Below are 22,058 nucleotides of genomic sequence, written 5' to 3'. Positions count from 1 at the left end.
ACCTCTGGTCGGTCATTACCCAGCCGTACAACTTTTGAATCCCGGTCGTCAGGAATTCTTTTGATCCACGGCACGTCGTTCTGCTGCGGCGACAAGACCACCGGCGATGTCGCGCACCTTGACGTTCCATTCCTGCGACATCTGGACCAGAAAGTCGAAGGCTTGGTCGGCCGAGCACTCACGCTCGGCCATCAGTAATCCCTTGGCCTGCTCGATCAAGGGCCGAGAATCCAAAGCTCTTCTCAGTTCGTCATTTTCCGCGCGAAGGCGGGTGAGGACGTCTGACGCCGAACTGGACTGCTGAGCCAGCGGTCGTTGAACCTCGTATACACGATGAAGCACACCGATGACTCTGCCGTCATCATCGGTGACGGCGGAATTCACCGTATTCCAATATCGGGTGACAAACATCCCGCTCCCGCGCTCGTCGCGCACGTCGTAACGCTGAGTCGGCAGTGTGTCCCGAGTTCGGGACCGCATCGTGCGCTCGAATGACGCTGTCAACGAGAAGATTCCATCGGCAAACGAGTCGTCGGGATTGTCGGGGAAGGCTTCGAACACTTCCACTCGGTGCAATTGATCGAGGCTGCGACCGGATACGGCAAGGTATTCGTCGTTTGCGCCCTGGATACGAAAATCGCTGTCCACGAGCAGAAGAGAAGAACTGCTTGCCGCAAATCGATCGCTACGAACGATCGAGCGGAGAGTGCTCGAACTCATGATTGTGTCGTTTCTGTCCTGTCTTCGACGGTTGCGGCCCCTGATATTTCAGAAGTAGTTGATCGCGAGAACTCCAAGGGCGGTGCCTGCCAGGATCGATCCGAACAACAAACGCTGCTGCAACACGAACATCTGATACTCGCGACGTGTTTGTGTCGAGGTGCCGCGCGAGTCCGCAGACATGCTCTTGCCCTTTCCTGTTGTGGGGAGTGCGGTTTCGGCCGACCCCCGATCGGCCGAAACCGCGGACGGTGAATCAGTTCTGACGCGCCTCATTTGCGGCATCCTGCTCGGTGGACGCGCCTTCGTGTACGAGGCTGCCACCCGAGTTCTCGAGGTGAGCACGAACGAACCACTGGAACTTTTCCAACTGCGCCGTCTGGCCGATCAACATGTCCTCGGTGATCGGATCGATCTTGCCGACACTGTCGATTGCGGTGCGACTGTCGGTGATGATCCCGGTGTAGACGAGGTCGAGCGCAGCGAGGTGCGCACGAGCGTCGTCGCGGCCGACGGAGTAGTCGTCCCACGTTCGATCGCGCTCGATTGCTCCCGCGGTGCCCTTGGGTGAGTTACCCAGTGCCGCGATACGTTCGGCCACATCGTCGGCGTAGCCGCGAACCAACTCCACCTGGGGGTCGATCATCTCGTGCACGCCGATGAAGTTGGGGCCCACGACGTTCCAGTGAACGTGCTTGAGCGTGAGGTGAAGATCGTTGTAGGCGCTGAGGCGTTCCTGCAGAATATCGGCGACGGACGAACCGTCTGCGCTGCTCAGTCCCGGTACGGTGAACTCGGACATATGTTTTCCTCTCGTCTTGATGGGGATCGCCCTCCAGTGGGGCGGTCTCGCGCCATCGTCAATCGGATCGCGTGTCGGTCAGGTTCAGTGCGCGAGTGCTACTGGCTCCTCTGTCACCGGGTCGCCGTACATCATCGCGATTCGGCGCTTGACCTCTTCGGTTGTCAAAGTCGCACTTGCGACAGTGATTCCGATGCCGGTGGTGCTCTCGCCCTGTGTGGGCGGGATGTCGATCGTCGTCATCTTGCTCCCGGTGAAGAGTGTGCCGTGAGGGAGTCGGCTGAACCACCGACTCCGACGTCTGGGTGTTCTGCGCCTTCGAGCTCCAGTTATGGCGCTTTCAGGTGCTACAAAATCTATATCAGCCGATGTAGATAATTGGCAAGGCTACTTCGATTCGCGGGCGAAGGAAAGCGCATTGTGCAATCTTGTCGAAATCGGCTTTGATCTGCCATTTCACGCCTTTTCTGCTCGATGATTCTTGTTGTCAGTGGTCCTGGACACGCTTGAATCTATGTCCTGGGCGTCAGATTCACTGCGTGATGGTGCTAAGGTCGGGTGACGCCGATTGAGACAGCCCACACCGAACTAGGAGGTTCCAGTGACGTCGGAATCCCAGACCCGGGCGCTGCGCGGCGTGTACGGGATCTCAGTGATGTCTGAACTGTCCGGGGTAGGACCTCAGACGCTGCGCCTTTACGAGCGAAGGGGCTTGCTCACACCAACCCGCACCGATGGCGGTACGCGCCGGTACAGCGAGGCCGACCTGGATACGCTCGGACGAATCACCGCGCTGATCGACGACGGAGTCAATCTCGTCGGTATTCGTCTGATTCTGTCCCTCGAGGCCGAGAATGCGGTCTTAGCGGCTCGAATCAGCCAGTTGACCGCCGAGGGGGACTAGTGGTGCTGCTCGAGACGATGCCGTTCAGGATGGAGTTTCGGTGCGGGTAGGGTCGCCGAAGTCCGCGTCGGCGGAGATTTTGTTCCCTGCCGCTGCGATCTGTTCGAGCGCGGCGTCCAAAGCATCGACCAACCATTGATGCGACGCCTCCGCGAGGAGGCGATCCGGAGTGTCGGTGTTCTCGGATTGGAAGAACCGCACCAGCCATGATTCTCCGTTGTCGGGTCGATCGGAGAGTCCAGCCGCGGTATTGGTCGCCAGAAGGAACCGGTTGTATTCGAGGTCAACACGAATGGCGTACTCGCCGAACAGGTTCACCACGTTGGCCGGCCGATGAGTAGCGGCAGCGAGCGCAATGAGAGCGTCGTTGTAGGTTTCGGAGTACTTCATCGTGAGGGGCATGGTCGGCCTGTCTTTCTGGGCCGATGCAGCATTGCACGGCTATGTCGAGGAGATCAGTTCGCAGCCGCTGCTTGACGATGAACTGAAACCAATCCTAGCTCGAGTCTCCGAGCGCACTGACGCAAGCCCGTGAGGGTCAGTTGTTGCGCGCAAAGTTCGACTCACGCTCCGTGAGGAACTGATCGTCCGGAAGCGGTCCAGCTGGGGCAAGCGCAGTCAGGAACGACTCGGCCCACTGATGCACATCGTGTGTCATGACCTGTCGATGCAGCGCAGCCATACGTCGACGGCCTTCCTTCGGATCCTGATGAACCGCGGTCAGGATCGTATTCTTCACGCCGTCCAAATCGTGCGGGTTGACCAGGTATGACTGTCGTAATTCCATTGCGGCACCGGTGAACTCGCTGAGAACGAGAGCACCTCCGAGGTCGCCACGACAGGCCACGTACTCCTTGGCCACCAGATTCATCCCGTCGCGCATCGGCGTCACGAGCATGACGTCGGCAGCGACGAACAGTGCGATCAGTTCTTCACGGTCGACCGGCTGATACAGGTAGTGAACGACGGGGCGGCCGATCTGACTGTGGTCACCGTTGATGCGGCCCACCTGCTCTTCGATGACGCTACGCAGGTCGATATAGTGCTGCACGCGTTCACGACTGGGCGTCGCGAGCTGCACCATCGTGTACTTCTCCGGATCCAGACGATCCTCGTCGAGGAGTTCCTTCAAGGCTTGAAGCCGCAGGTCGATACCCTTGGTGTAGTCCAGCCGGTCGACTCCCAGCAAGATTTTCTCGGGATTTCCCAGCTCTTCCTTCAATTCGCGCGCGCGACGCAGGACCGAATCGCTTTTCGACTGGCGCTCGAGTTCGGCAGAATCGACGGAGATGGGAAAGGCGCCCACCTTGACGACGCGAGAATCGAAATCCACATGCCCGAGCGCACTTCGAACACCGACGCCCGCGGTCGTCGTCTTGAGGCCGAGAAGTTTGCGGGCCAAGAACAGGAAATTGTTTGCGCCACCAGGTAAGTGGAAGCCGATCAGATCGGCGCCCAGCATTCCCCTGACGATTTCCTTGCGCCACGGAAGCTGCATGAAGAGCTCGACCGGAGGGAACGGGATGTGAAGAAAGAACCCGATCGTCAGATCTGGGCGCAGCTCGCGCAGCATCGCCGGCACAAGTTGCAACTGATAGTCCTGCACCCAGACAGTCGCTCCGTCCGCGGCGCAACGCGCGGTTTCCTCGGCGAACCGCTGGTTGACTGCGACGTAGGTGTGCCACCACGACCGCTCGAACGTCGGAGCCACCAGAACGTCGTGGTAGAGCGGCCACAACGTGTCGTTGGAGAACCCCTCGTAGTACTCGGCGAGGTCCTGAGAGGTCAGCTCGACGGGAAACAGACGAAGGCCGTCAACCACTATCGGATCGACCTTCTCGTCCGCGACCCCCGGCCAGCCGACCCAGGCGCCATCCCGCTGTCGGAGGATGGGTTCGAGCGCAGTGACGAGCCCACCCGGACTTCGCTTCCAGTTCTTGCTTCCGTCTTCGTCGGTTTCGAGATCGACCGGCAGTCGGTTTGCGACGACGACGAATTCGGAGAGCTTTTCGAGATCGGTACTCACGCCGACATCGGCTCCGCCAGGGTCTCGTCCAGGACGGAGGTCGAGGACAGGTACGCGACTGCATCGGCTGTCGAGTCGGTGTACACGATGTCGGTGTCCATCTTCAGAAGAGACAGCGGACGCCTGACAGGGTGCGCTGCGACGAGCGTCCACGGCACGCCGAGCCTCCGTGCCTTGGCCGACAGAGTCTCGATGATGGAAAGACCTCCGACGGAGATGAACTGGACGTCCGAGCAGTCGAGTACGAACGGGTGTCGCTCACCGATCAGGTCGTCGACGCAGGCAGCGAAATCAGCTCGGGACCGGACGTCGATCTCGCCGCTGACCACGAGCGACTGAATGTTTTCGGCACAGGTCGTCGTGAAGGTGGGGGGACTGTCCGTACGCTCATCTGTAGTTCTCGAAAACTCGTTCATCGAAACTCCTGACGGATTGCTCGAAACGGTTCGTTCGAACGGTCTGGTTCGAAACGGTTTCGTTCGAAACCGGGAAACGGCACGGGAAGCAACGCACGAACCGTGCTCGTCTTCAACGGCTGGGTACTCAACCGTGCTGAGTGCCTACCTTACCGCATCGCGAAAACCCAGGTGAAAAGCGTTAGATCCGTACGGATTTCAAGGTCCCGTGAGCGTCGGCCCACGGGACCTTGGTCCCGATGGTTCAGACCTTCCGGGATCAGTCGGTGTCAGTCGCCGGGCCGGTGCTCGAGGCTCCGCCCTCGTCGGCCCACGTACGTTCGCCCGACGGATCGGTCTGAACGTCCTTGGGTGCGGTGTCGGAGCCGGTTCCCGGACCGTGGTCGGTGCCGGTGGTCTGCGGCTCGTCCGTCTGATCCGTGCGGTCGGTGGAATTCTGTTCACTCATGGTGCGCGTTTCCTTCGGGAAGTCGTTGTTCATGTACTTGTCGTTTCCTGCTCACCCGCGAGGGGTACTCAGTAGGGGGTAGTGCGTCACGTCGAGCCAGTACGTCACGTCGAGTCCATACCGGCAAAGTCAGCTGTCACCGAAGCAGGAGATTTCACGTGAACCATATGACCGTGACGACCGAACACCTGCGTGCACTGCTGGGCAGTGGCCCCCATTCGGAACTGGTAGCGGTCGGGGGCGAGATCGAGATCTACGTCCCCGATGAAGAAGGGTTCGGTCTCGAGGGTATCTCGCTTGTCACTCGCGAGCAGTTGGCCGAACGTCTACCGTCCTCACCCGACAATCCCGACGAAGGTGAACTACGTATCGCCGCAGAATCGTTGAGCGAGATGATCGCCGAACTCGGCGGTTGAACTCCGAAGTTCGGGGCAGCCGACGTCAGATCTGCGGGATCGGATCCGGAGGGTACGGGTTCGGTGGCGTCGGAGTCGGTGGCACGGGCGGCGGATTCATCGGATCGGGTGGTGTCGGCGCCGGTGGTGTCGGCGGCCCCGGGTCGGGGGCGGGGCCCGGATCCGGTGGTGGGGGAGTGGTCATGAGTGCCGGGTTCCCAAACACTTGCCGAACAAACACCTAGTGTTCGGAGTGGCTTTTGGTGTTCCCTTCGGCAGGTAGATCATCGACGATGTCGACTACGGCGACGTGGATGCTCTCTGCAGAGACCGGTGGGTCCGTGTCGCCGAGGATCAGGTGAACGACGTCCACGACGGTGAACCGAACCCGGTCCGACAGTTCGGCCAGATCCACTCCGTATGGCGCTGCCAGTTCGATACGTAGTGAACGTATTTCGTGGCCGTCGACGAAGAACTCGATGCTGCTCGGCGAGCAGTGGTGCCGAGAACGTATCTCGGCGGCCAAGTGGGTGCGGAGTACGTGATCGCTCACCGACACAGTGCCTAGACGTGGACCTTCCGACGCGTGTGCGTCGAGCGGCCAACCGGACGCCGAGGTCGACCGTAGCGCCCGGATCACCTTGTCGCTGATTCGATCCCAGCCCGGCTCGGGAGCGTTCCGCAGGACGTCGGATGCGTGCGCCATCAATGCGTCGGTTCGTGATTCAGTCATCGCCACCTCGTCATTCGTTCACTCAGGTTAGCCCGTGCACGATGGTGATGCCCGCGCACCGCATCCGGGGTGAGTCTTAGAATCTTGCCGATTTGAACGAACGTGAGCATCTCCACCTCTCGCAGCGTCCATGCCGCACGCTGGCGATAAGGCAGTTCACCCAACGCTTCTTCCAGTGCCTCGAGGAACGCGGAGTTCGAGGTCGTGTCGAACGGGCCGGCCTCGGGAGACGGCACGAGAGGATCGAGCAATCTGTCGTCGATCGGTTGAGCTCTCTTGATTCGATAGCTGTCCACGATCTTTCGGGAACAGATCGCGAAAAGCCATGTTCGCATCGACGATTCGCCACGAAACGAATCGAGTCGACGCCAGGCGGCCACGAAGGTGTCCTGGACTACCTCGAGAATGTCACCTTCGTCTGCGAGCATGCGACGCGCATAGCGGTGAAGTGCAGGTCCGTAGTAGTGCACCAGTGACTCGAATGCTTCTCGGTCGCCGAGTATCGCAGCGTTCACTGTCGCGGTGTCCAAACCGTCAGGTGCTTCGGTGAGCCCCTGTGTATGCGGTAACGCCACAGTCGCTCCTCTCGCGGAAATGCGGAAAACTCGGCTGCGTTCGAAGATTGTTCGCCCGGCCGGGGCGTTGAATGTTACGGACAGTAACTAACAAGTGTCAGTGATGCACGTCACCTGACTGGGGCATTCGGTTTTGCCTTCGAGTGACGACTACACAGGTAGATCGATCAACAGGAGGAGATGACAATGGTCAGCACGCAGGTTGCGACAGCATCTACGAAGGATGTTGCATCATCGAACGACTCGGCTCTCGTGAGTTCGCAAGGAAAGACGTCGATCGCCGACACCGTTGTCTCGAAGATTGCCGGCATCGCCACGCGAGAGGTGAGCGGCGTGTACGACGTCGGCGGCGGAGCGTCGCGGGTTGTCGGGGCACTGCGCGAGCGGATCCCCGGCGCGAGTGTCAACCACTCCCAGGGAGTATCGGTCGAGGTCGGCGAAAAGCAGGCAGCGGTCGACATCGACATCGTGGCCGAGTACGGCGTATCGCTCGCCGATCTGGCCACCGGCATTCGCCGCAACGTCATTGCGGCGCTCGAACGGATGACGGGTCTCGAAGTGACCGAGGTGAACATCACGGTTCACGACGTTCACCTCGACGAGGGCAGTGACGACGAAACCGGCGAGCCCAAGACTGCACGGGTGCAGTGAGTTCCGAAATCGCCGACACCATCGCGGCGGCTGTGACGGGGATACCTGGGGTCGCCTCGCTTCATGCCGGAATGTTCGGCGAGGTTGGCACGTACCTCCCCGGCCGCCGCGTCGTCGGCGTGCGGGTGACGGAGTCGTCGACAGACATCCATGTGTGCATCTTCGCCGACGCCGCCGTTCGAGATACGGCTTTACGTATCCGCCAAGCGGTTTCAGGAATCGTTACAGGCCCCGTGAACGTGACAGTGGAAGACGTAGTCGGTCGTGCGCACGATGCCTGAGCACTCTCGTGGTCCAGTTCCTGATCGCCGATCCGCACGCCGAGAGGCGATCAGGAGCTACCACCCCGACGTGGGCGGATCTGCCGACGCGCTCAATCGAGCGCTCGAACGCGTCGACCGGGACTTCGCGTCCCCGATCGGTGTGGGTGTGCGCAGGACACTGCGCGGCACGATGCGGCAGATAGCGAAACCCGCTCGGACCCAGTACACGCGTTTGCGCGCTCGGTTTCCGGGTGCAAAGACCTACACCGAGATCTGACAGGCACCAACGAACATCATCCACAACGGAGGATTCACATGACCACCTCGACTGTCGGCCTACTGGCAGGACTACTTCTCGGAGTCGCAGCTGCTGCAGGCGGTTTCACCGGATTCCTCATCGCTCTGGTTCTCGGTGTGATCGGATACCTCGTCGGTGGTCAGCGTGACGGCGAGTTCGATCTCGGTGTGATGCTGAAGGGTCGCGGACGTGGCTGAGACAGCTCGACCGGAGTCGTCTGTGCTTGCCGAGCCGGGCGATCGCGGAACGCTGACGATTCGAGACAGAGTCGCGCAGAAGTTGGTTCTCGAGGCGACGCGCGGGACCCCGGGGGTGCGTCATCACGCCGGCGGCATGGACAAACTGACCGGGCGTGAACTGCCGAGGGCGCGAGTGCTGGTATCCGGCAAGCGGGTACGGGCCAAGGTGGACATCGCGATCGAGTGGCCCGGATCCTTGTCGGTCATCGGTACCGCGGTGCGAGAGAACGTGACAACCCAGTTGCAGTCTGTATCGGGCCTGGACGTAGACGGCGTGGACGTGGCGATCGTGAGCGTTCTCTTGGCATCGACCACGCGTGACGCGGGAAGGAAAGTGCGATGACCGCCGACAAGGTCGCACCACCCACTGCCTCGAGGGCTGCTGCTCCTGTTCCCCTTGCGGCGCCCGGATCGGCCGTCACGGGATTCCTCATCGCCGCGGCGCTACTTGCGCTCGGCGTGGTCGGCGTCCGCGACGCGCTGGTGGATACCGGCGTGATCACCGGGTCGCAGTGGATACCAAGTGCTGCCGCATATGTGGACGGGCTCGCGTACCAGGGTTGGATGTTCCCGGCGGGGATCGCAGCCGTCGTTCTCGGCCTGTGGTTCGTCATCCTCGGACTCAAACCGCGACGAAAGACTGCCAATGCCTTGGTCGGAGTCGCGAATACGTGGATCGATCCCGCCGATGTAGCGGCGATAGCGTCTGTTCGCGTCGAGTCACTGGCCCAGGTTCGATCCGCTTCGTCACACGCGACCCGGCGCAAGCTGGAAGTGAAGGCCTCGGTCACGCCCGATGGAGCCGCCACCGCTGAATCGGAAATCCGTGCGGTGCTGGGGGACTTGGCCGGGTCGCTGTCACCATCGCCGCGAATCAAGGTTCGTATCCAGACGGGATCGCTGTCATGACTCGGACGGCGACGGCGATGGATCGCGTGGCGACATGCGTCGTGGGGATGCTCGCGATAGCGGTGGGAGTTGCAGCGATCCTGTGGAATCGCGACGTGATCAAGGATTTCCCGGCGCGTATCGAGATCCCGTGGGCTGAAGATCTTGTCGATCACTCGTGGTGGCCATGGGCTGTCGGAGCTGGGGGAGTATTGCTAGTCCTCCTCGCGTTGCGGTGGTTGATCGCGCATGTGCCGCTGCGTCGGGTGAAGGAGATCACGGTCCCTGGGTCGAACTCGCACAATTCCATCACCGCGGATCTGGGTGCGGTGGCGGAAGGGGCGAGCGCATCACTGGAGGACTTCGACGAAGTGTCGCGTGTCCGAGGAAAAGCGTTGCTCGATCGTGGAGTTCGCACGATCGATTTGCGAGTGACATTGAGACGTAGCGTCGTATCCGGATCGGAAACGTTGTCCGAGTTGATTTCTCGCGTCACTGACACGGGGGATCAAGTCGCTGCGGTGGTCGGTGATCCATCCGTCGCGACCAGAACTCACATCGCCGTGGAAAGCGCGAAACGCGATGAGCCGAGAACTCTCTGATCAATCGAGGTTTGAGCCTCCCGACGGCCGGGTATTGGTAGACCTCCCGATCGTGCACAGAGTCATGGATGTTGCTGTGGCACTGTGCGTCACGGTGCTCCTTGCGACCGTCACTTCGATGGCGATCGCGATCGTAGTGACGCTGATCATGTGCGCGTCGGTGAGTGTCGTTTCTCGTATGTGGTGAATCGCCAGTCATTTTGGTTCTGTCGTGAACACCTGATAGAAAGGTAAGCAGACAATGTGGCTGCTACTGAGTGCACGATCCCCCGCGTCGTGCGGCGGAGAGTCCGGTTGTGTGCAAACACAACCCGCGATCACGGTCTAGTTGCGCGGGCCGATCGCTCGGAACTCTCCCTTCACCGGCAGTCTCTCATTGCGCCGTCCCTTACCTCAAGGAGTCACAATGCTCTCACTCGGAATCATCGCCTGGATCATCATCGGTGGACTAGCGGGTTGGATCGGCAGCAAGATCATGAAAACCGATGCGCAGCAGGGGATCTTCCTCAACATCGTTGTCGGTGTGATCGGCGGCCTGATCGGTGGTTTCCTGCTTCGAGTCTTCGGCGTCGATGTCGAGGGCGCGGGCTGGATCTTCAGCTTCCTCACTTGCCTCCTCGGCGCTGTCATCTTGCTGTTCCTGGTCAAGGCAGTCACCGGAAAACGCTGACACATTTGTCCACGCAGTTCGAGTTCGACTGAATCCACGACCGAATTCCACGGCCGAACGCACGACCGAACCCAAGAAGGAGAAATACATGTCTGACTTCATCGACAAGGCAAAGCACCGCGCTGAGGATCTCATCGGCGAGGCGAAGGAAAAGTTCGGAAACGCCACGGGCAACGATGATCTGGCTGCCGAGGGTGTTGCCGATCAGGGCGAGGCGAAGGTCAAGAAGGCCGGAGACACTGTCAGTGACAAGGTCTCGGATATCAAGGACAAGTTCACAAGCTGAGTGAGCTTCAGCGCGGTTGATCGGCACGTCCGGTCAACCGCGCTTTTGTGTGCCTCCCCGGCCGTTGCGGCTACCGCGATACGCGAACTTGCGCGTTTCTGCGAGCCACTCCGGAAGCATGCGCATGTGGGCCGGTGTGTTCAGAATCGGATCGAAGGACGGCTGGAGGCAATCCGGGTGGTCCTCGACTTCGTCGAGACAGAGATGCCCGATCGGTATCAACTGAAGTTGAATTCTCGCGAGGTACACGGAGAAGTGCAGCGGGGAATGATCGACCGCAGCTTTCAATGCAGACAAAGAAGTGCCGGCCGGATGGACACCGCGCGGTGTCACGATCAGCCACGCCGCGGCACCGCCCGCGCGTGAGTAAGGAACCAGTGTGCTGTATCTCGCGCCGTTCCACGAGAAAGCCGGAGCTGGAAACATTTTCGAGAAGGTAGAAAGTCCTGATGTTGCGAGAAGAATGTCCCACGGGTTTTCATCTGCGCCGACATCGTGCAACCGAAGCGCCAGGCCGAGTACGTCGGGTAGGTCTCCGGGTGTTCCGAGGGCTTTCGACATTCGAGCGGTGACGGTAATCGTCGACGACTCCGATACCGGCCACCATGGGGTGGCCGGCTTCAATGTTCCCTTCAGCTCGATCCCGTGAGGGTGAAAAACCCTGGCCATGCGCAGCGATGATGCGAAGTGGAACGGCGCACCGACCAGCTTCCCGATCGCACTCTTGCCGGCGGGGATGATCGAATTGATCGTCACAGCTTCCTTTATCTGAGAATTCTCCGCCCGTGAAGCGCCCGGACTGGACGGACGTTCAGGCGTATTGACGGGCTTTTCAGTGGCGTCTTTCGACTTCCCAGTGGTGGTGATTGCTAATCATGTGACATGCCGTAACAAAAGTCTCGCCCGCCGGGATAATTAGCCAAACGCATAAATTGGTCGTTATGGTTTGTTTGTCCGTAACGGTGCGATCGGACCTGCGACCGTCGCGAACTGGCGAGATTGCTACTCGTGATTTGTGTTTGGTGATTGCGCGGAAACAAGAAATGTCGAGGAGACACGCTGATGGGCCACTCTCGAACCTGGCTGACGCGCGCGCTGGCAATGCCGGTGGCTGTCGCGGTCACTTTGTTGCTTCCGCTCGGCAGTGTCGCCTCCGCCCAGGATTTCGAGGACGACGCAGATACTTCGGTGGCCGCCGCAGCCACAACTCCGATCTCCTTCACCGAACTCGGACGAGGAACAGACATCGTGTTCTCCTCCGATGACGCACCCGTCTTGGTGACCGTGCCGGTGCCGGACGGACTCACCGCAACAGCCGTGACCGGAATCCTGACTGCCCCGACCGACTTCAGTAGGGGTTGGCTCGAAGTGACTGCGGACGGCAGATTGGTGAGCCGCGTCGACTTCGACGCCGGGCAGGCCGGAACCGGCCTACCGATTTCGGTTCCGTTGCAAGGTCTCGAAGTGGTCGACCGGAGCGTGACCGTGTCGATGATCGCTCACCTCGTTCCCGTCGACGACCGCTGCTACGACCGAACGAGATACCAGCCCCTTGCGCTCCGGGATGCCTTTGTCGCCTACGACGGTGCCGAGCAGCAGCCCACGACTGTTGCAACCTTCTTTCCGCCGATTTTGAGGAAGGCAACCATCTACGTCACGGATGGTTCGTCACGGTCACAGCAGAGTGCGGCTCTGCAGCTGAGTGCAGCGATTGTCAACAAGTACGGAAGTCAGCCTGACGCCGTGGTGGTGGAACAACTGCCGAACGGCCAGAGTCTGCCGTCCGCTGAGCCGGGACTGTTCGAGAGAGCTGTAGTACTCGGCAACAGTGGGGACGCCGGCATTGATCTCGCGGCTGCTCCGAATGGTGCACCAGTGCTGCGAATTTCAGGGGACGACAAGACCCTCGTTCCTCAGGTCAGTCTGTTGGCGGCGAACTTCGACGGCTACTGGGCGGCGAGCAGGGCGCTCGCGTCACCGGACAACACAGTTGCCCAGATTTCCCAGGACGCCATCACCGTCGGTGAGCTGAAGCTCGGAACGTTGACGGCTTCCGGTCTCAATCACATCGAGGTCGACGTCCCGTTCAGCCAGTCGCAACTGGGGCGTCCGATGAAGGACGTGTCGATCCGAATGATCGGTTCCTATGTACCGCTGCCGAATTCACGCAACGGAGAACTGTCGATTTCGCTGGGGGACTCACGGCTTGCTTCGCAGACGGTGAACGAGACAGGGCGCTTCGACATCGGCGTCGATGTTCCGAACGAACTCCTGCGTCGCGACCTGACCTTCGAAGTCTCGATGGATGTGACCGGCGACTTCCAATGCGGCACCAGTAGCCCGTCTTCGCTCACTGTCGATCCGGCAAGCACCATCACGTCCACTACCGGATTCCCGCCGACGCCTGGAGGATTCCAGGCATTACCGCAGTCGATGCTGCCCACACTCGATGTCGGTTTGAGTCACGGTGATTTCGCAGATCTCGTTCGCGCGCAGCGCCTCGTTGTCGCGATGCAGCGGTTGAGCTATCTGCCGCTGCAACCGCGTGTGCTCCCGTTCGGCGACGCGGCGACCAGTTCGCTGCCGGCGTTGTTGATCGCGGCGGACGGGAAGCTTCCCACTCCGGTGGCTCTACCCATGGACACAGCAGATCAAGGGCTCCTGCGCTTGCAGGGTCTGGAATTCGGTGGACAATACGGTGCCTTGCAGGTGGTTTCGGGTTCGCACAACGAAGTGGTGGCGCTGACCTCTGAGGGTGATGCGGCCGATGCCGACGGTCTGCTCAACTGGTTGGAAGGTGGGAAGGACCGGTTCGCAGAACTGACCGGCGATCTCCTGGTCGCGCCTCGGGGAAGTGAGCCCTTCGATGTCGGAGTCAACGTCGCCCCGTTGGGCACCGCGACCTCGGCCGAAGAGGAGACCGGACTGAGCGCGGTCACGATCGGCTGGATCGGATTCGGGACCGTGGTTCTGATCGCTGTTGCCGTCGGTGGTGTGCTCGTGGCTCGGCGTCGCGGACAGTGACCGTCACCGATCGCCCGGCCCTGTCCGTCGCGGTCCACGATCTACCGGGCCGCAAGCCATGGCGGATGTTCGTCGCGCTCTTCGCGATCTACACCGCGTTGGGCGTGTGGATGAACGCGGGTATCGGGTTCATCTTCACCGATTCGCTCAGCCGCGTCGCCGCGGTGTCGGCGATGTTGCTCAGCCGTGATCCGCACTTCGCGGCGATCGGGTTCGTGTTCACCCCGTTGACGGCGGCAGTCCAGATTCCGATGGGCCTGATGGGTCATTGGTGGCCGGATCTGCTGCGGTGGAACATCACTGCGGTCGTGATGTCCGCGGCCTTCATGGCTGGTGCTGTGATTCAGGTACGTGGGATCAGCCGCGACCGTGGGTGTGCGCGATGGGTCACCGTCGTCCTGACCGTGCTGTTCGCTGTCAACCCGATGATCGTCATGTACGCGGCGAGCGGAATGAGCGAAGCTCCGTTCCTCTTCTTCGTTCTGTGGGCGACACGTCGATTGATTCGGTGGATGCGAAGCGACGACGTACACGACCTCATCGGTGCCGGCCTCGCTTTCGCTCTGGCGTACCTCACCAGATACGACGCATTGGCCCCGCTGTTCGTCGCGGTGGTGCTGGTGACCGTGGTGAGTTGGCTTCGTTTCCGTCCGACTGCTGAGGAGCGCGGCGAGGGCGCGGGGCCTGGCTTGCGGCTCTGGGCAGCAGCCCTCGACGGTGCCGTAGTGCTGATGCCGGGATTCCTTGCCCTAGCCTTGTGGTCGTTTGCCAGTTGGCTCATCACAGGTCAAGCGTTCCAACAGTTCTCGTCGGTCTACGGGAACAGTTCCATCCTGGAGCAGGCTGGTGCCGGAACCGACTCACCGATCGCCCGTCTTGCGTTCTCGATTACCGAAATGGCCGTACTCGGCCCGGCGCTCCCGGTGCTCGCGGTCCTTGCAATCATCTACGCACTTCGGCGGCGCGACACCGAAGTGGTCGTGCCTCTTGTGTTGTTCGGCGCCATCCTCGGTGCCCAAACCTTGCTCTACGTGATGGGATCGACGTTTCCCCTTCTGCGCTTCTACATTTCGATCATTCCGCTGTGTTTCGTGTTGGTCGTCCTGATCGCACCTCGCGGTGCGCCGGTCGTCACGCGTCGACCGGGGGCTGCTGCGTCACGCTCGGTATCGACGTACCCCGAGCAGTCGGGGCCCTCTCTGCCCCTTGTGATCTCTCTGTGCTTGCTGGTCGGGTCGACGCTGGTCACGTTTGTCGCGATGGGTAATGCGCGGATCGCAGTGCTCGAGCATTCCATTGCCAGTGCGATCATTCCGGGCCGGCAGAACCTGGAGGAGCAGACGAATCTGCGCACGTTTGCGGCCGAGCGTCGCATCGCCAGATACCTGGACGACTTGGCTCTGCCGGAGGGGTCGGTTCTGCTCGACACCGTGCAGAGCTATGCCGTCGTGGCGTCGTCGAACAATCCTCGGCAATTCGTCGTGCCTTCCGATGCGGACTTCGTGCGCGTACTGAACAACCCCGCCGAACATCACGTCGAATACATCCTGTCGGTGCCGAACACCGGTCGCGGTGTGTCGGACGCGGTCAATCGGCGCTATCCGACGATGTACGACACCGGGGCCGGCGGTGTGGGAGCGCTGGTACTCGAGGTTCCCAACGACGGCGGCATGGACCCTTCGGCCTGGCGTTTGTATCGCGTCACCGGTGAACGGCAAACGGGTCGATGAGGCAATTCGTGTGGGAGGATTGTCCGTATGACGTGGATGGTTGTAGATGTCTTCTGAAGAAGTGCGTCCGCGTGTGCCTGGCACAGTGCGTCGCCGTATCGCTGCCGCTGTAGTCAGCTTTGCAACCGTCGCGGTGGTGACAGGAATGTTCACGACGCCGGTGGTTGCCGATTCGCCCAAGACGGTTCGGGTGGGAGCGTCGTCGAGCGGACTGACGCTCGACGGACAGCCATGGTGGCCTACCGGGCTGAATGCTTATCAACTGGCCACTGATTGGTCGGTGAACTTCGGCTGTGGCGCCATGGTCGATCTCGATGCCTACTTCGGTTCTCTGCCACCGAACTCCGTCACGCGTTTCAACGCGTTCCAGGCGCTCGCGGTGAACAAGGTGTCCGGGGAGATGGATTTCGGCCCGATGGACGCGGTGTTCGACGCTGCGGCGCGACACAATCAGTTCACGATTCCGGTGCTCTCACCCCAGGACAGCGGGTGTGATGACGGGCTGTTCAAATCCAGGGACTGGTACACCGACGAGTGGAAGGTCGCGAACCTGATCCCAGGTCGAGCCACCATGAGCTTCCAGGACTGGATGCACACCGCCGTCGACCGTTGGAAGAACGAGCCTTCCGTCGCGGCGTGGGAATTGGTGGGGGAGCCGGAACCGAGCCTGTGTACCGATGCCGCCTGCAATTGGTGGACAAGAACGTGCCCGTCTGATTCCGCGCAGGTGTTGCGGGAGTTCTTCGACACGGCAGGCGCCGAACTTCGGGCGATCGATCCGAACACCCTGATCACGGCCGGATACGTCGGGGGCGGTCAGTGCGGCACTGCGGGTGACGACTACCAGTACGTGAGCGAGTCCGACTTCGTCGACGTTCTGCAGTATCACGACTACGGAGCAGACGGGGTTCCGCTTCCGGGCGACCAGTGGAACGGACTGGCGCGTCGCATCGAACAGGCCGCGAACGTCGGGAAGCCGTTGTTGGTCGCCGAGACAGGCGAATTGGCAGGCAGTTGTGAATCACTGGCGACCAGAGCCACGAATATCGAGACGAAGCTGACGGGGCAGAAGGTGGCCGGTACGGCCGGAGCTCTCCTGTGGGCATTCGTGCCGGATCCACGGCCGAACGAATGCACGATGGATATCGGGCCTGACGATCCACTCTTCGACGTAATTGCTTCACTGGCAAGTTAGGACACTGCGAGTAGTCCACTGGGAGTTCCGCCCAGTGGGAGTATGGTCACGATTTGATAACAACCTGAACCTGGTGTTGCGGCGTGATGATCGTATTTCGTTCGTATTCAATGGTATTCAGTGGCATTCACCTGTGGATAACCGAACTTGAAGGCTGGTGAAGTCGCACGGGACCATCGATGCGACGCCTCCAGGACCTACGTCCGGGTCGGCTGGGGACGGTCCGGTTGAGGCGCTGAGTTCGGAAGTTGTGTCGTACCTGTCTCTTTGGTCAGTTGCTACGTCCCGCCGTGGTCAACGTCGAAATACGATCACAACCGTTCGCCGCGGTAACGGGTAGTGCGCGGAGTGCGGCGCGCCCCTCGTGGAAGTGACATCGAGGGGTGGTGTGTAGCTCTCGCGCGCAACGAATTCCGAGTTCGAGTCAACTTGCGGCGGCATCGGCCGCCCGGTAGACCTTGTGCGCAGGCTGTACATGCGGTGTGAGCTTCGGTCGTCGAAATGAGGGGACGACCGCTGCATGCGCGTAACGGTAAGTGTGTGAAACATCGCGTGAGCGGAGAGGTGAACGATGACTGGGTGCGCTGAACGGCCTTTCAAGACTGCTGTGGTTCCGGCTGCCGGAATGGGGACTCGTTTCCTCCCGGCCACCAAGACGGTTCCGAAAGAGTTGCTCCCCGTGGTCGATACACCCGGGATCGAGCTGGTCGCCAGCGAAGCGGCGCAAGCAGGCGCGGAACGTCTGGTGATCGTCACTGCGCCGGGCAAGGCATCGGTCGTCGGGCATTTCGTCGAGGACCTGGTGCTCGAGGGCAAGCTCGCCGCCAGCGGGAAGCACCATCTACTCGAACGTGTGCGTCGGGCTCCGGGCCTGATCTCGGTGGAGCCGGTTGTGCAAGAGTCTCCGCTGGGATTGGGACACGCTGTCGGTCTGGTCGAATCGGTGCTGGACGCGGACGAGGACTCGTTCGCGGTGCTGCTTCCCGACGATCTGGTCCACCCCTGCGGCATTCTCGACGCGATGGCGAAGGTACGTGCCGAGCGTGGTGGTTCTGTGCTGTGCGCGTTCGACGTCGCGCCCGATCGTGTTGGGGCCTACGGAGTATTCGACGTCCAAACACCTGTGGAGGGCAGCGATCCCGATGTGCTTGCCGTCATCGGCATGGTTGAGAAGCCGGCTCCTGAGGATGCTCCGTCCACTCTCGCCGCGGCCGGACGATACCTTCTCGATCGCGCCGTGTTCGACGCGCTCAGACGAATCTCACCCGGGCAGGGTGGCGAACTACAACTGACGGATGCGATAGCGCTGTTGATCGCGGAGGGGCATCCGGTTCACGTCGTCGTCCATCACGGAACCCGCCACGATCTTGGTAACCCGGGAGGCTTTCTGCGAGCATCTCTCGACCATGCGCTCAGTCGCACCGAGTACGGACCGGAGTTGCGAGTCTGGCTCAAGGAACGATTGGATCAGCCGGATCCGCAGCTGACCTACTGACTTGCAAGGCTATGCGACGCGGAGCGTCTCGCCAGCTCATCGAGGAGATCTTGCGTGCTGAGCGACGACAGCGAAATCGGCTTGTCGTCCAGACCCGACTCGTCAGGTGTCATGTAGCCCGCCGCGACAAGAATTTCCTGGACGTGGACGTCGAAGACGCGGCAAGCAGTTCTGATCGTGTCCTGCGTGGGGGGGCGTTTCGCGGACAGCCACCGACCGAGTTCGGAGGGGCGTATTCCCAGCGCACGCGCAGCATCGGCTACGTCAGTTTCTTGGCGAAGTTCCAGTTGATGCTTCACCCATTCCGAAAAACCGCTCATACCGGTCATAGTGCCTGAGTGCTGCGCGGTAAGCCAGCGCCGTCTCGACACGTAAGGCGCTCGACGGCTGATCTGTGATCATTCGGCAACCAATCACCGCAGTTCTCGCGTACCGGTAGTTAAGTTTTGTGACTGGATTGTGTGTTTACCGCAACCATCTAGCTGTGCGTTTTCCGGTGAAACCCGAAATCGGGTGAAATTGTGGGTGAGGCGGATCAGTAGACATAACTCACACCTGTGTAGAACGTGAGGGTTGCGTTGTCACGTGTTCAGACCGTGGAAGGTTTTTTCCCAGTAGGACGGGTTGCGAATCAATTGGTAGGTCCCCTTGATCGCCGCGATGCTCATCAGCACCCAATACAACGGAGCAGTCAGACAGGCGAGGAGGAGCATCGCGTTTCGCGTTTCTCGGCACGCCACGAGGTTCATGTAGAGAACAGCGGCATTACCGAATGCCAGAGAGATCAACGCGGGGAAATAGACATAGTTGGGGAAGACCTGGTGGATCACTTCAGGTTGTCCGAGAATCCAGTCCAGACTGATGAGCCAGAACACCATGTTCAAAGTGGCGACCAAAGGTGTGCCGGCCATGAGAATCGTGAATCGGAGAAAGCCGATCGGACCCAATCCTCGCCATAATTTGACGGGTTGGCGCATGTGGACGAGCCACGTCTGCAAATAGCCCTTGTACCAACGCGAGCGCTGTCTGATCCAGTTGATCGTGTCACTGTTGGCTTCTTCGAGCGTGGTGGAATTCAAGACCGCGGTGCGATATCCGCTCTCTGCAATCCGCACGCCGAGGTCCGCATCCTCCGTGACATTGAAAGGATCCCACGCCCCGATCTCGTCGAGGACGCTACGGCGTAGGTGATTCGAGGTGCCGCCGAGAGGAATCGGTGAATTGCTCCGCATCAATCCAGGAAGGATGAAGCTGAACCACAGCGCGTAATCGGCGGTGAACCACGCGGTCAACAGGTTCTGAGTTCCGTTGTGGAATGCAAGTTTGGCCTGAACACAAGCAGTGTTCTCGGGAAGTTTCGCGAAAGTTGCGACTACTCGACGTAATTGGAGTGGGTCGGGGGAATCCTCGGCGTCGTAGATCGTGACGATCTCGCCCGTCGAGAAATGCAGACCGTAGTTGCATGCTTTCGGTTTGGTTCGTGGATCGGCCGCGGGCACCTTCAGAATGCTGACGACCTCGTCCACACCGGCGGCAAGTGCAGCTTCGATAGTGACGGCGTCGTCTTCCTCCAGTAGGAGAAGGACTTGCATCTTGTCTGCCGGATACTCGATCGCTCGCATGGCTGCGATGAGGTCGCCGACGACTTCAGGCTCGTTGTATGCGGGGACCAGAATGGTATAGGTGGGAAGGTCGTCGTATGAAAGAGCAAGTGCCTCTTCGTCACTGATCGTCATGATCGAGGACGCATCGAGACCCCTCGTGAACAAGATCAGACGGTCGACCATCGCCCAGATGTATCCAATGGTGCAGATCAATGTCAGCGCGATGAGAGTCGGGACGAGGAAGAACACGAGGCTGACGACGACCAGCGCAAAGCCTGCCAACAACGTATTTCGCTGCCACGGATAGAAGGCCACGGAGGCGGATGAGATCGGATGGCGCTCGCGTAGACCGTTCACTGCATCGTGCAGGGCGGCCTCGCGGTACTCCGCTGTATCCGGGTCACCGCTGACCACGACACTGTTGGACTGGCTTCGGTTTGCGTTCACCACGTCTGAGCCTCCACGAGTAGTCGAGCGAGTGCTTCGAGCATGTCCAGGTCCTTGTACTCGGATTCGGTGTCTTCGGTCGAGGTTTCACCACGCAGTAGAACGGCGAGGGTATTGCTACCGTTGGACGCCATCGACGGCTTCGGTTCGGGGAAGTAGGCGTCGGGTTCGTGATTGTCGACGCTGATCAGGCTGACTCGTTGCGCTGCTCCGTCGCCCCGCGTCCAGACGAAATTGAGATTGCTCCATGTGAGAAGGAGAGCGTCGTCGACGATCGTGTACATCTCGGCGACGATCCCGTGCGGCAGCTCCAGCGTGACCGTCGGGCTGACTCTCGCGTTCTCCAGGTCGTAGGTGGTCTTGCTGGGATACACGGCGAGCGTGGAGGGTCGACGGACCTGGACGACGTCAATCTGTACCGTGCGAGGCCGCATCTGTGAGTCCCAAGCGGGATTCGGAGTGTCGGCCCGAATGGTCTGACGACTCAGTTCGGCGGTGCTGCCGAAGTAGCGACGGGGCCAGTCGTATTCGGATGCTCCAATCTGATGCCAGCCCAGCGGAACGACAAGTCGAGGATCCGCAGTAGCCGGGGGCGGACCGACGTTGACGGTCAAACTTGTCGATGGCAGCGGCGTGAAGAACATCAGCACTGCGGCGGCAAACACCGCGAGGATGGTCCAGTTGCTTGTGGCTGTCGAAGGCTTTCGGAGTGGTCGGTCGAACGGTTTGAGCGACTTACCCCGGCGTTCGTACAGATAGAAGGCACCGCCGACGACGATTGCGGTTCCGAGTGCCGGAAACAACTGCACGGCGAAAAGCGGAGCAGCGGGATACGTCTGAATCGTGAAGTAGAGAATCACCACACCGAGCACCGTCGCGGCGACGAAGGCGATCGCCCCTCGCCTCCACGTTCTACTGACGGCGATCGTGGTCGCGGCAGACGCGACAAGCACCATGAGGACGCTGTAGTCGAAACGAGTTCCGCCCATTTCGGTCGCGATGGCGCGGTAATGCAGCGGCGCCAAGATGATCGGGACCACCCAGATTGCCCAGTACCGATTGACCGGACGGAGGCCGAACATCAGAACCGCTGCGCTCCAGACGAATACCCAGGCTGCGATGACGTCGATATGCATCAGTTCGTAGGTCTCGGCGAAACGCGGTAGCAGGAGCGCTTGAAGTCCCAACGCGACGAAGAGACCGATGCAGCCGACTATCTTGTCGGTCTCACGATCGTGAATCGGAAGCTCCGGGCCGCGCCTCAAGTCTGTTCCGACGGCTGCAACCAGGCACAAGAGCGGTAGAGCGAAGACGTAGCCGATGGCAGTTCCGCTGGCCGTGCTCTGCCAAAGCTTGGTCCAGGTGGGCCAAAATGCAAAGATCGTGGCGAGCGCGATCATCAACCACCGCACTGCGAGTCGAGGAATGATCCCGGACTCGGAGCGGATCTCACGAATCTTCAACATTTCCAGTTCCATTCGCTTGCTACCCGACATCTGCGTGCGATTCGAGGCTGCGCACCGCTGGGGACTGCCGACCATCGCCATCGGTCCGGCGCCATATGCAGACATTACTTGATCGAGACATATCGCCCTCGCCACGTCGAAGCGCCAGTCTCCGAGCAGGCCGGCCGGAACGTCCCACATG

At 60.6% G+C, this 22,058-nt stretch carries 31 protein-coding genes; 16 read left to right on the top strand and 15 right to left on the bottom strand.

Translation table 11 applies throughout. The annotated features are described in order from the left end of the window. Positions 1 to 48: 48 nt before the first annotated feature. The 4 genes from QM609_RS13195 to QM609_RS13180 form a co-directional block, all read right to left on the bottom strand. Positions 49 to 720: an ANTAR domain-containing protein gene (locus tag QM609_RS13195; protein WP_007726556.1), complete on the bottom strand. Its 672-nt coding sequence runs from the start codon at positions 718 to 720 to the stop codon at positions 49 to 51. A gap of 48 nt (positions 721 to 768) precedes the next feature. Continuing rightward, positions 769 to 903, bottom strand: a complete 135-nt coding sequence (locus QM609_RS13190; RefSeq protein ID WP_256718224.1) for a hypothetical protein — start codon at positions 901 to 903, stop codon at positions 769 to 771. 73 nt (positions 904 to 976) lie between these two features. Next, a complete protein-coding gene (locus QM609_RS13185) occupies positions 977 to 1,522 on the bottom strand; it encodes a Dps family protein (protein ID WP_003943731.1) in 546 nt (181 codons plus the stop codon). Between the two features lie 84 nt (positions 1,523 to 1,606). Then, the gene (locus QM609_RS13180) at positions 1,607 to 1,765 is read right to left on the bottom strand and encodes a hypothetical protein (RefSeq protein ID WP_003943664.1); all 159 of its coding nucleotides are present in this window, start codon (positions 1,763 to 1,765) and stop codon (positions 1,607 to 1,609) included. 358 nt (positions 1,766 to 2,123) lie between these two features. Here QM609_RS13180 and QM609_RS13175 point away from each other — a divergent pair, with 358 nt between their 5' ends. After that, positions 2,124 to 2,426: a MerR family transcriptional regulator gene (locus tag QM609_RS13175; protein WP_003943719.1), complete on the top strand. Its 303-nt coding sequence runs from the start codon at positions 2,124 to 2,126 to the stop codon at positions 2,424 to 2,426. A gap of 24 nt (positions 2,427 to 2,450) precedes the next feature. On the opposite strand, the gene QM609_RS13170 is transcribed toward QM609_RS13175, so the two are convergent. From QM609_RS13170 to QM609_RS13155, 4 genes are all read right to left on the bottom strand, one after another. After that, positions 2,451 to 2,828, bottom strand: coding sequence for a hypothetical protein (locus tag QM609_RS13170; RefSeq protein WP_007726560.1), 378 nt, complete (start codon positions 2,826 to 2,828; stop codon positions 2,451 to 2,453). A 136-nt stretch (positions 2,829 to 2,964) separates the two neighbouring features. After that, positions 2,965 to 4,452: an alpha,alpha-trehalose-phosphate synthase (UDP-forming) gene (locus tag QM609_RS13165; RefSeq protein WP_054187565.1), complete on the bottom strand. Its 1,488-nt coding sequence runs from the start codon at positions 4,450 to 4,452 to the stop codon at positions 2,965 to 2,967. Next, complete coding sequence (locus QM609_RS13160) at positions 4,449 to 4,868, bottom strand: STAS domain-containing protein (protein ID WP_007726563.1); 420 nt, start codon at positions 4,866 to 4,868, stop codon at positions 4,449 to 4,451. Before QM609_RS13160 ends, QM609_RS13165 begins: the two co-directional genes overlap by 4 nt. 259 nt (positions 4,869 to 5,127) lie before the next feature. Next, positions 5,128 to 5,316: a PI-type proteinase gene (locus QM609_RS13155; protein WP_136472457.1), complete on the bottom strand. Its 189-nt coding sequence runs from the start codon at positions 5,314 to 5,316 to the stop codon at positions 5,128 to 5,130. Between the two features lie 167 nt (positions 5,317 to 5,483). On the opposite strand from QM609_RS13155, the gene QM609_RS13150 reads away from it, so the two are divergent. After that, positions 5,484 to 5,732, top strand: a complete 249-nt coding sequence (locus QM609_RS13150; RefSeq protein ID WP_007726566.1) for a hypothetical protein — start codon at positions 5,484 to 5,486, stop codon at positions 5,730 to 5,732. A 25-nt stretch (positions 5,733 to 5,757) separates the two neighbouring features. Here QM609_RS13150 and QM609_RS13145 read toward each other — a convergent pair whose 3' ends face one another. From QM609_RS13145 to QM609_RS13135, 3 genes are read right to left on the bottom strand one after another with little or no spacing between them, the layout of a single operon-like run. Next, a complete protein-coding gene (locus tag QM609_RS13145; protein WP_178377335.1) occupies positions 5,758 to 5,916 on the bottom strand; it encodes a hypothetical protein in 159 nt (52 codons plus the stop codon). A 36-nt stretch (positions 5,917 to 5,952) separates the two neighbouring features. After that, positions 5,953 to 6,444, bottom strand: a complete 492-nt coding sequence (locus QM609_RS13140; protein WP_218960345.1) for a hypothetical protein — start codon at positions 6,442 to 6,444, stop codon at positions 5,953 to 5,955. Next, the gene (locus QM609_RS13135; protein WP_007726571.1) at positions 6,441 to 7,019 is read right to left on the bottom strand and encodes an RNA polymerase sigma factor; all 579 of its coding nucleotides are present in this window, start codon (positions 7,017 to 7,019) and stop codon (positions 6,441 to 6,443) included. Before QM609_RS13135 ends, QM609_RS13140 begins: the two co-directional genes overlap by 4 nt. Positions 7,020 to 7,205: 186 nt before the next feature. Between QM609_RS13135 and QM609_RS13130 the strand changes: the two genes are divergently transcribed. The 10 genes from QM609_RS13130 to QM609_RS13085 all read left to right on the top strand — a co-directional run bounded on the left by QM609_RS13130 (position 7,206) and on the right by QM609_RS13085 (position 10,916). Beyond that, positions 7,206 to 7,670, top strand: coding sequence for an Asp23/Gls24 family envelope stress response protein (locus tag QM609_RS13130; protein ID WP_003943699.1), 465 nt, complete (start codon positions 7,206 to 7,208; stop codon positions 7,668 to 7,670). Next, on the top strand, positions 7,667 to 7,951 hold the full coding sequence (locus QM609_RS13125) for an Asp23/Gls24 family envelope stress response protein (RefSeq protein ID WP_007726575.1): 285 nt from the start codon (positions 7,667 to 7,669) through the stop codon (positions 7,949 to 7,951). The genes QM609_RS13130 and QM609_RS13125 overlap by 4 nt, the downstream gene beginning before the upstream one ends. A gap of 70 nt (positions 7,952 to 8,021) precedes the next feature. Continuing rightward, positions 8,022 to 8,210 (top strand): hypothetical protein, encoded by a 189-nt coding sequence (locus QM609_RS13120; RefSeq protein ID WP_007726577.1) that lies wholly within the window; start codon positions 8,022 to 8,024, stop codon positions 8,208 to 8,210. Positions 8,211 to 8,248: 38 nt separating this feature from the next. Further along, positions 8,249 to 8,428, top strand: coding sequence for a hypothetical protein (locus tag QM609_RS13115; RefSeq protein WP_003943629.1), 180 nt, complete (start codon positions 8,249 to 8,251; stop codon positions 8,426 to 8,428). Next, entirely contained in the window at positions 8,421 to 8,813 is a 393-nt protein-coding gene (locus QM609_RS13110; protein ID WP_054187564.1) for an Asp23/Gls24 family envelope stress response protein, read from the top strand. The genes QM609_RS13115 and QM609_RS13110 overlap by 8 nt, the downstream gene beginning before the upstream one ends. Then, complete coding sequence (locus QM609_RS13105; protein WP_054187563.1) at positions 8,810 to 9,379, top strand: DUF6286 domain-containing protein; 570 nt, start codon at positions 8,810 to 8,812, stop codon at positions 9,377 to 9,379. Before QM609_RS13110 ends, QM609_RS13105 begins: the two co-directional genes overlap by 4 nt. Then, a complete protein-coding gene (locus tag QM609_RS13100; protein WP_054187562.1) occupies positions 9,376 to 9,960 on the top strand; it encodes a hypothetical protein in 585 nt (194 codons plus the stop codon). Before QM609_RS13105 ends, QM609_RS13100 begins: the two co-directional genes overlap by 4 nt. A gap of 64 nt (positions 9,961 to 10,024) precedes the next feature. Continuing rightward, positions 10,025 to 10,147 (top strand): hypothetical protein, encoded by a 123-nt coding sequence (locus QM609_RS13095; RefSeq protein ID WP_003943707.1) that lies wholly within the window; start codon positions 10,025 to 10,027, stop codon positions 10,145 to 10,147. A 219-nt stretch (positions 10,148 to 10,366) separates the two neighbouring features. Further along, positions 10,367 to 10,630: a GlsB/YeaQ/YmgE family stress response membrane protein gene (locus QM609_RS13090; protein ID WP_047890188.1), complete on the top strand. Its 264-nt coding sequence runs from the start codon at positions 10,367 to 10,369 to the stop codon at positions 10,628 to 10,630. An 88-nt stretch (positions 10,631 to 10,718) separates the two neighbouring features. Continuing rightward, positions 10,719 to 10,916 carry a CsbD family protein gene (locus tag QM609_RS13085; protein ID WP_007726588.1) on the top strand — a complete coding sequence of 66 codons (198 nt, stop codon included), beginning with the start codon at positions 10,719 to 10,721 and terminating at the stop codon, positions 10,914 to 10,916. A gap of 33 nt (positions 10,917 to 10,949) precedes the next feature. Here the strand turns inward: QM609_RS13085 and QM609_RS13080 are convergent, their stop codons facing one another. Then, positions 10,950 to 11,672 (bottom strand): hypothetical protein, encoded by a 723-nt coding sequence (locus tag QM609_RS13080; protein WP_003943634.1) that lies wholly within the window; start codon positions 11,670 to 11,672, stop codon positions 10,950 to 10,952. A gap of 306 nt (positions 11,673 to 11,978) precedes the next feature. On the opposite strand from QM609_RS13080, the gene QM609_RS13075 reads away from it, so the two are divergent. The 4 genes from QM609_RS13075 (at position 11,979) to QM609_RS13060 (ending at position 18,360) form a co-directional block, all read left to right on the top strand. Continuing rightward, complete coding sequence (locus tag QM609_RS13075; RefSeq protein WP_054187561.1) at positions 11,979 to 13,940, top strand: hypothetical protein; 1,962 nt, start codon at positions 11,979 to 11,981, stop codon at positions 13,938 to 13,940. Beyond that, positions 13,937 to 15,670, top strand: a complete 1,734-nt coding sequence (locus tag QM609_RS13070; protein WP_054187560.1) for a glycosyltransferase family 39 protein — start codon at positions 13,937 to 13,939, stop codon at positions 15,668 to 15,670. The genes QM609_RS13075 and QM609_RS13070 overlap by 4 nt, the downstream gene beginning before the upstream one ends. Positions 15,671 to 15,716: 46 nt before the next feature. Then, entirely contained in the window at positions 15,717 to 16,865 is a 1,149-nt protein-coding gene (locus tag QM609_RS13065; protein WP_054187559.1) for a cellulase family glycosylhydrolase, read from the top strand. Between the two features lie 571 nt (positions 16,866 to 17,436). Continuing rightward, complete coding sequence (locus QM609_RS13060; protein WP_007726597.1) at positions 17,437 to 18,360, top strand: UTP--glucose-1-phosphate uridylyltransferase; 924 nt, start codon at positions 17,437 to 17,439, stop codon at positions 18,358 to 18,360. On the opposite strand, the gene QM609_RS13055 is transcribed toward QM609_RS13060, so the two are convergent. The 3 genes from QM609_RS13055 to QM609_RS13045 form a co-directional block, all read right to left on the bottom strand. After that, on the bottom strand, positions 18,354 to 18,680 hold the full coding sequence (locus QM609_RS13055; RefSeq protein ID WP_228232489.1) for a helix-turn-helix domain-containing protein: 327 nt from the start codon (positions 18,678 to 18,680) through the stop codon (positions 18,354 to 18,356). The genes QM609_RS13060 and QM609_RS13055 overlap by 7 nt on opposite strands. Before the next feature lie 261 nt (positions 18,681 to 18,941). Next, on the bottom strand, positions 18,942 to 20,414 hold the full coding sequence (locus QM609_RS13050; protein ID WP_081305432.1) for a glycosyltransferase: 1,473 nt from the start codon (positions 20,412 to 20,414) through the stop codon (positions 18,942 to 18,944). Beyond that, positions 20,408 to 22,057 (bottom strand): hypothetical protein, encoded by a 1,650-nt coding sequence (locus QM609_RS13045; RefSeq protein WP_228232621.1) that lies wholly within the window; start codon positions 22,055 to 22,057, stop codon positions 20,408 to 20,410. Before QM609_RS13045 ends, QM609_RS13050 begins: the two co-directional genes overlap by 7 nt. Position 22,058: the final 1 nt, after the last annotated feature.

The organism is Rhodococcus sp. IEGM 1302 (assembly GCF_030056935.1).
Classification (GTDB): domain Bacteria; phylum Actinomycetota; class Actinomycetes; order Mycobacteriales; family Mycobacteriaceae; genus Rhodococcus_F; species Rhodococcus_F qingshengii.
Note: the sequence above shows the minus strand (reverse complement) of the source record. Positions and strands in the feature narration are given on the sequence as shown.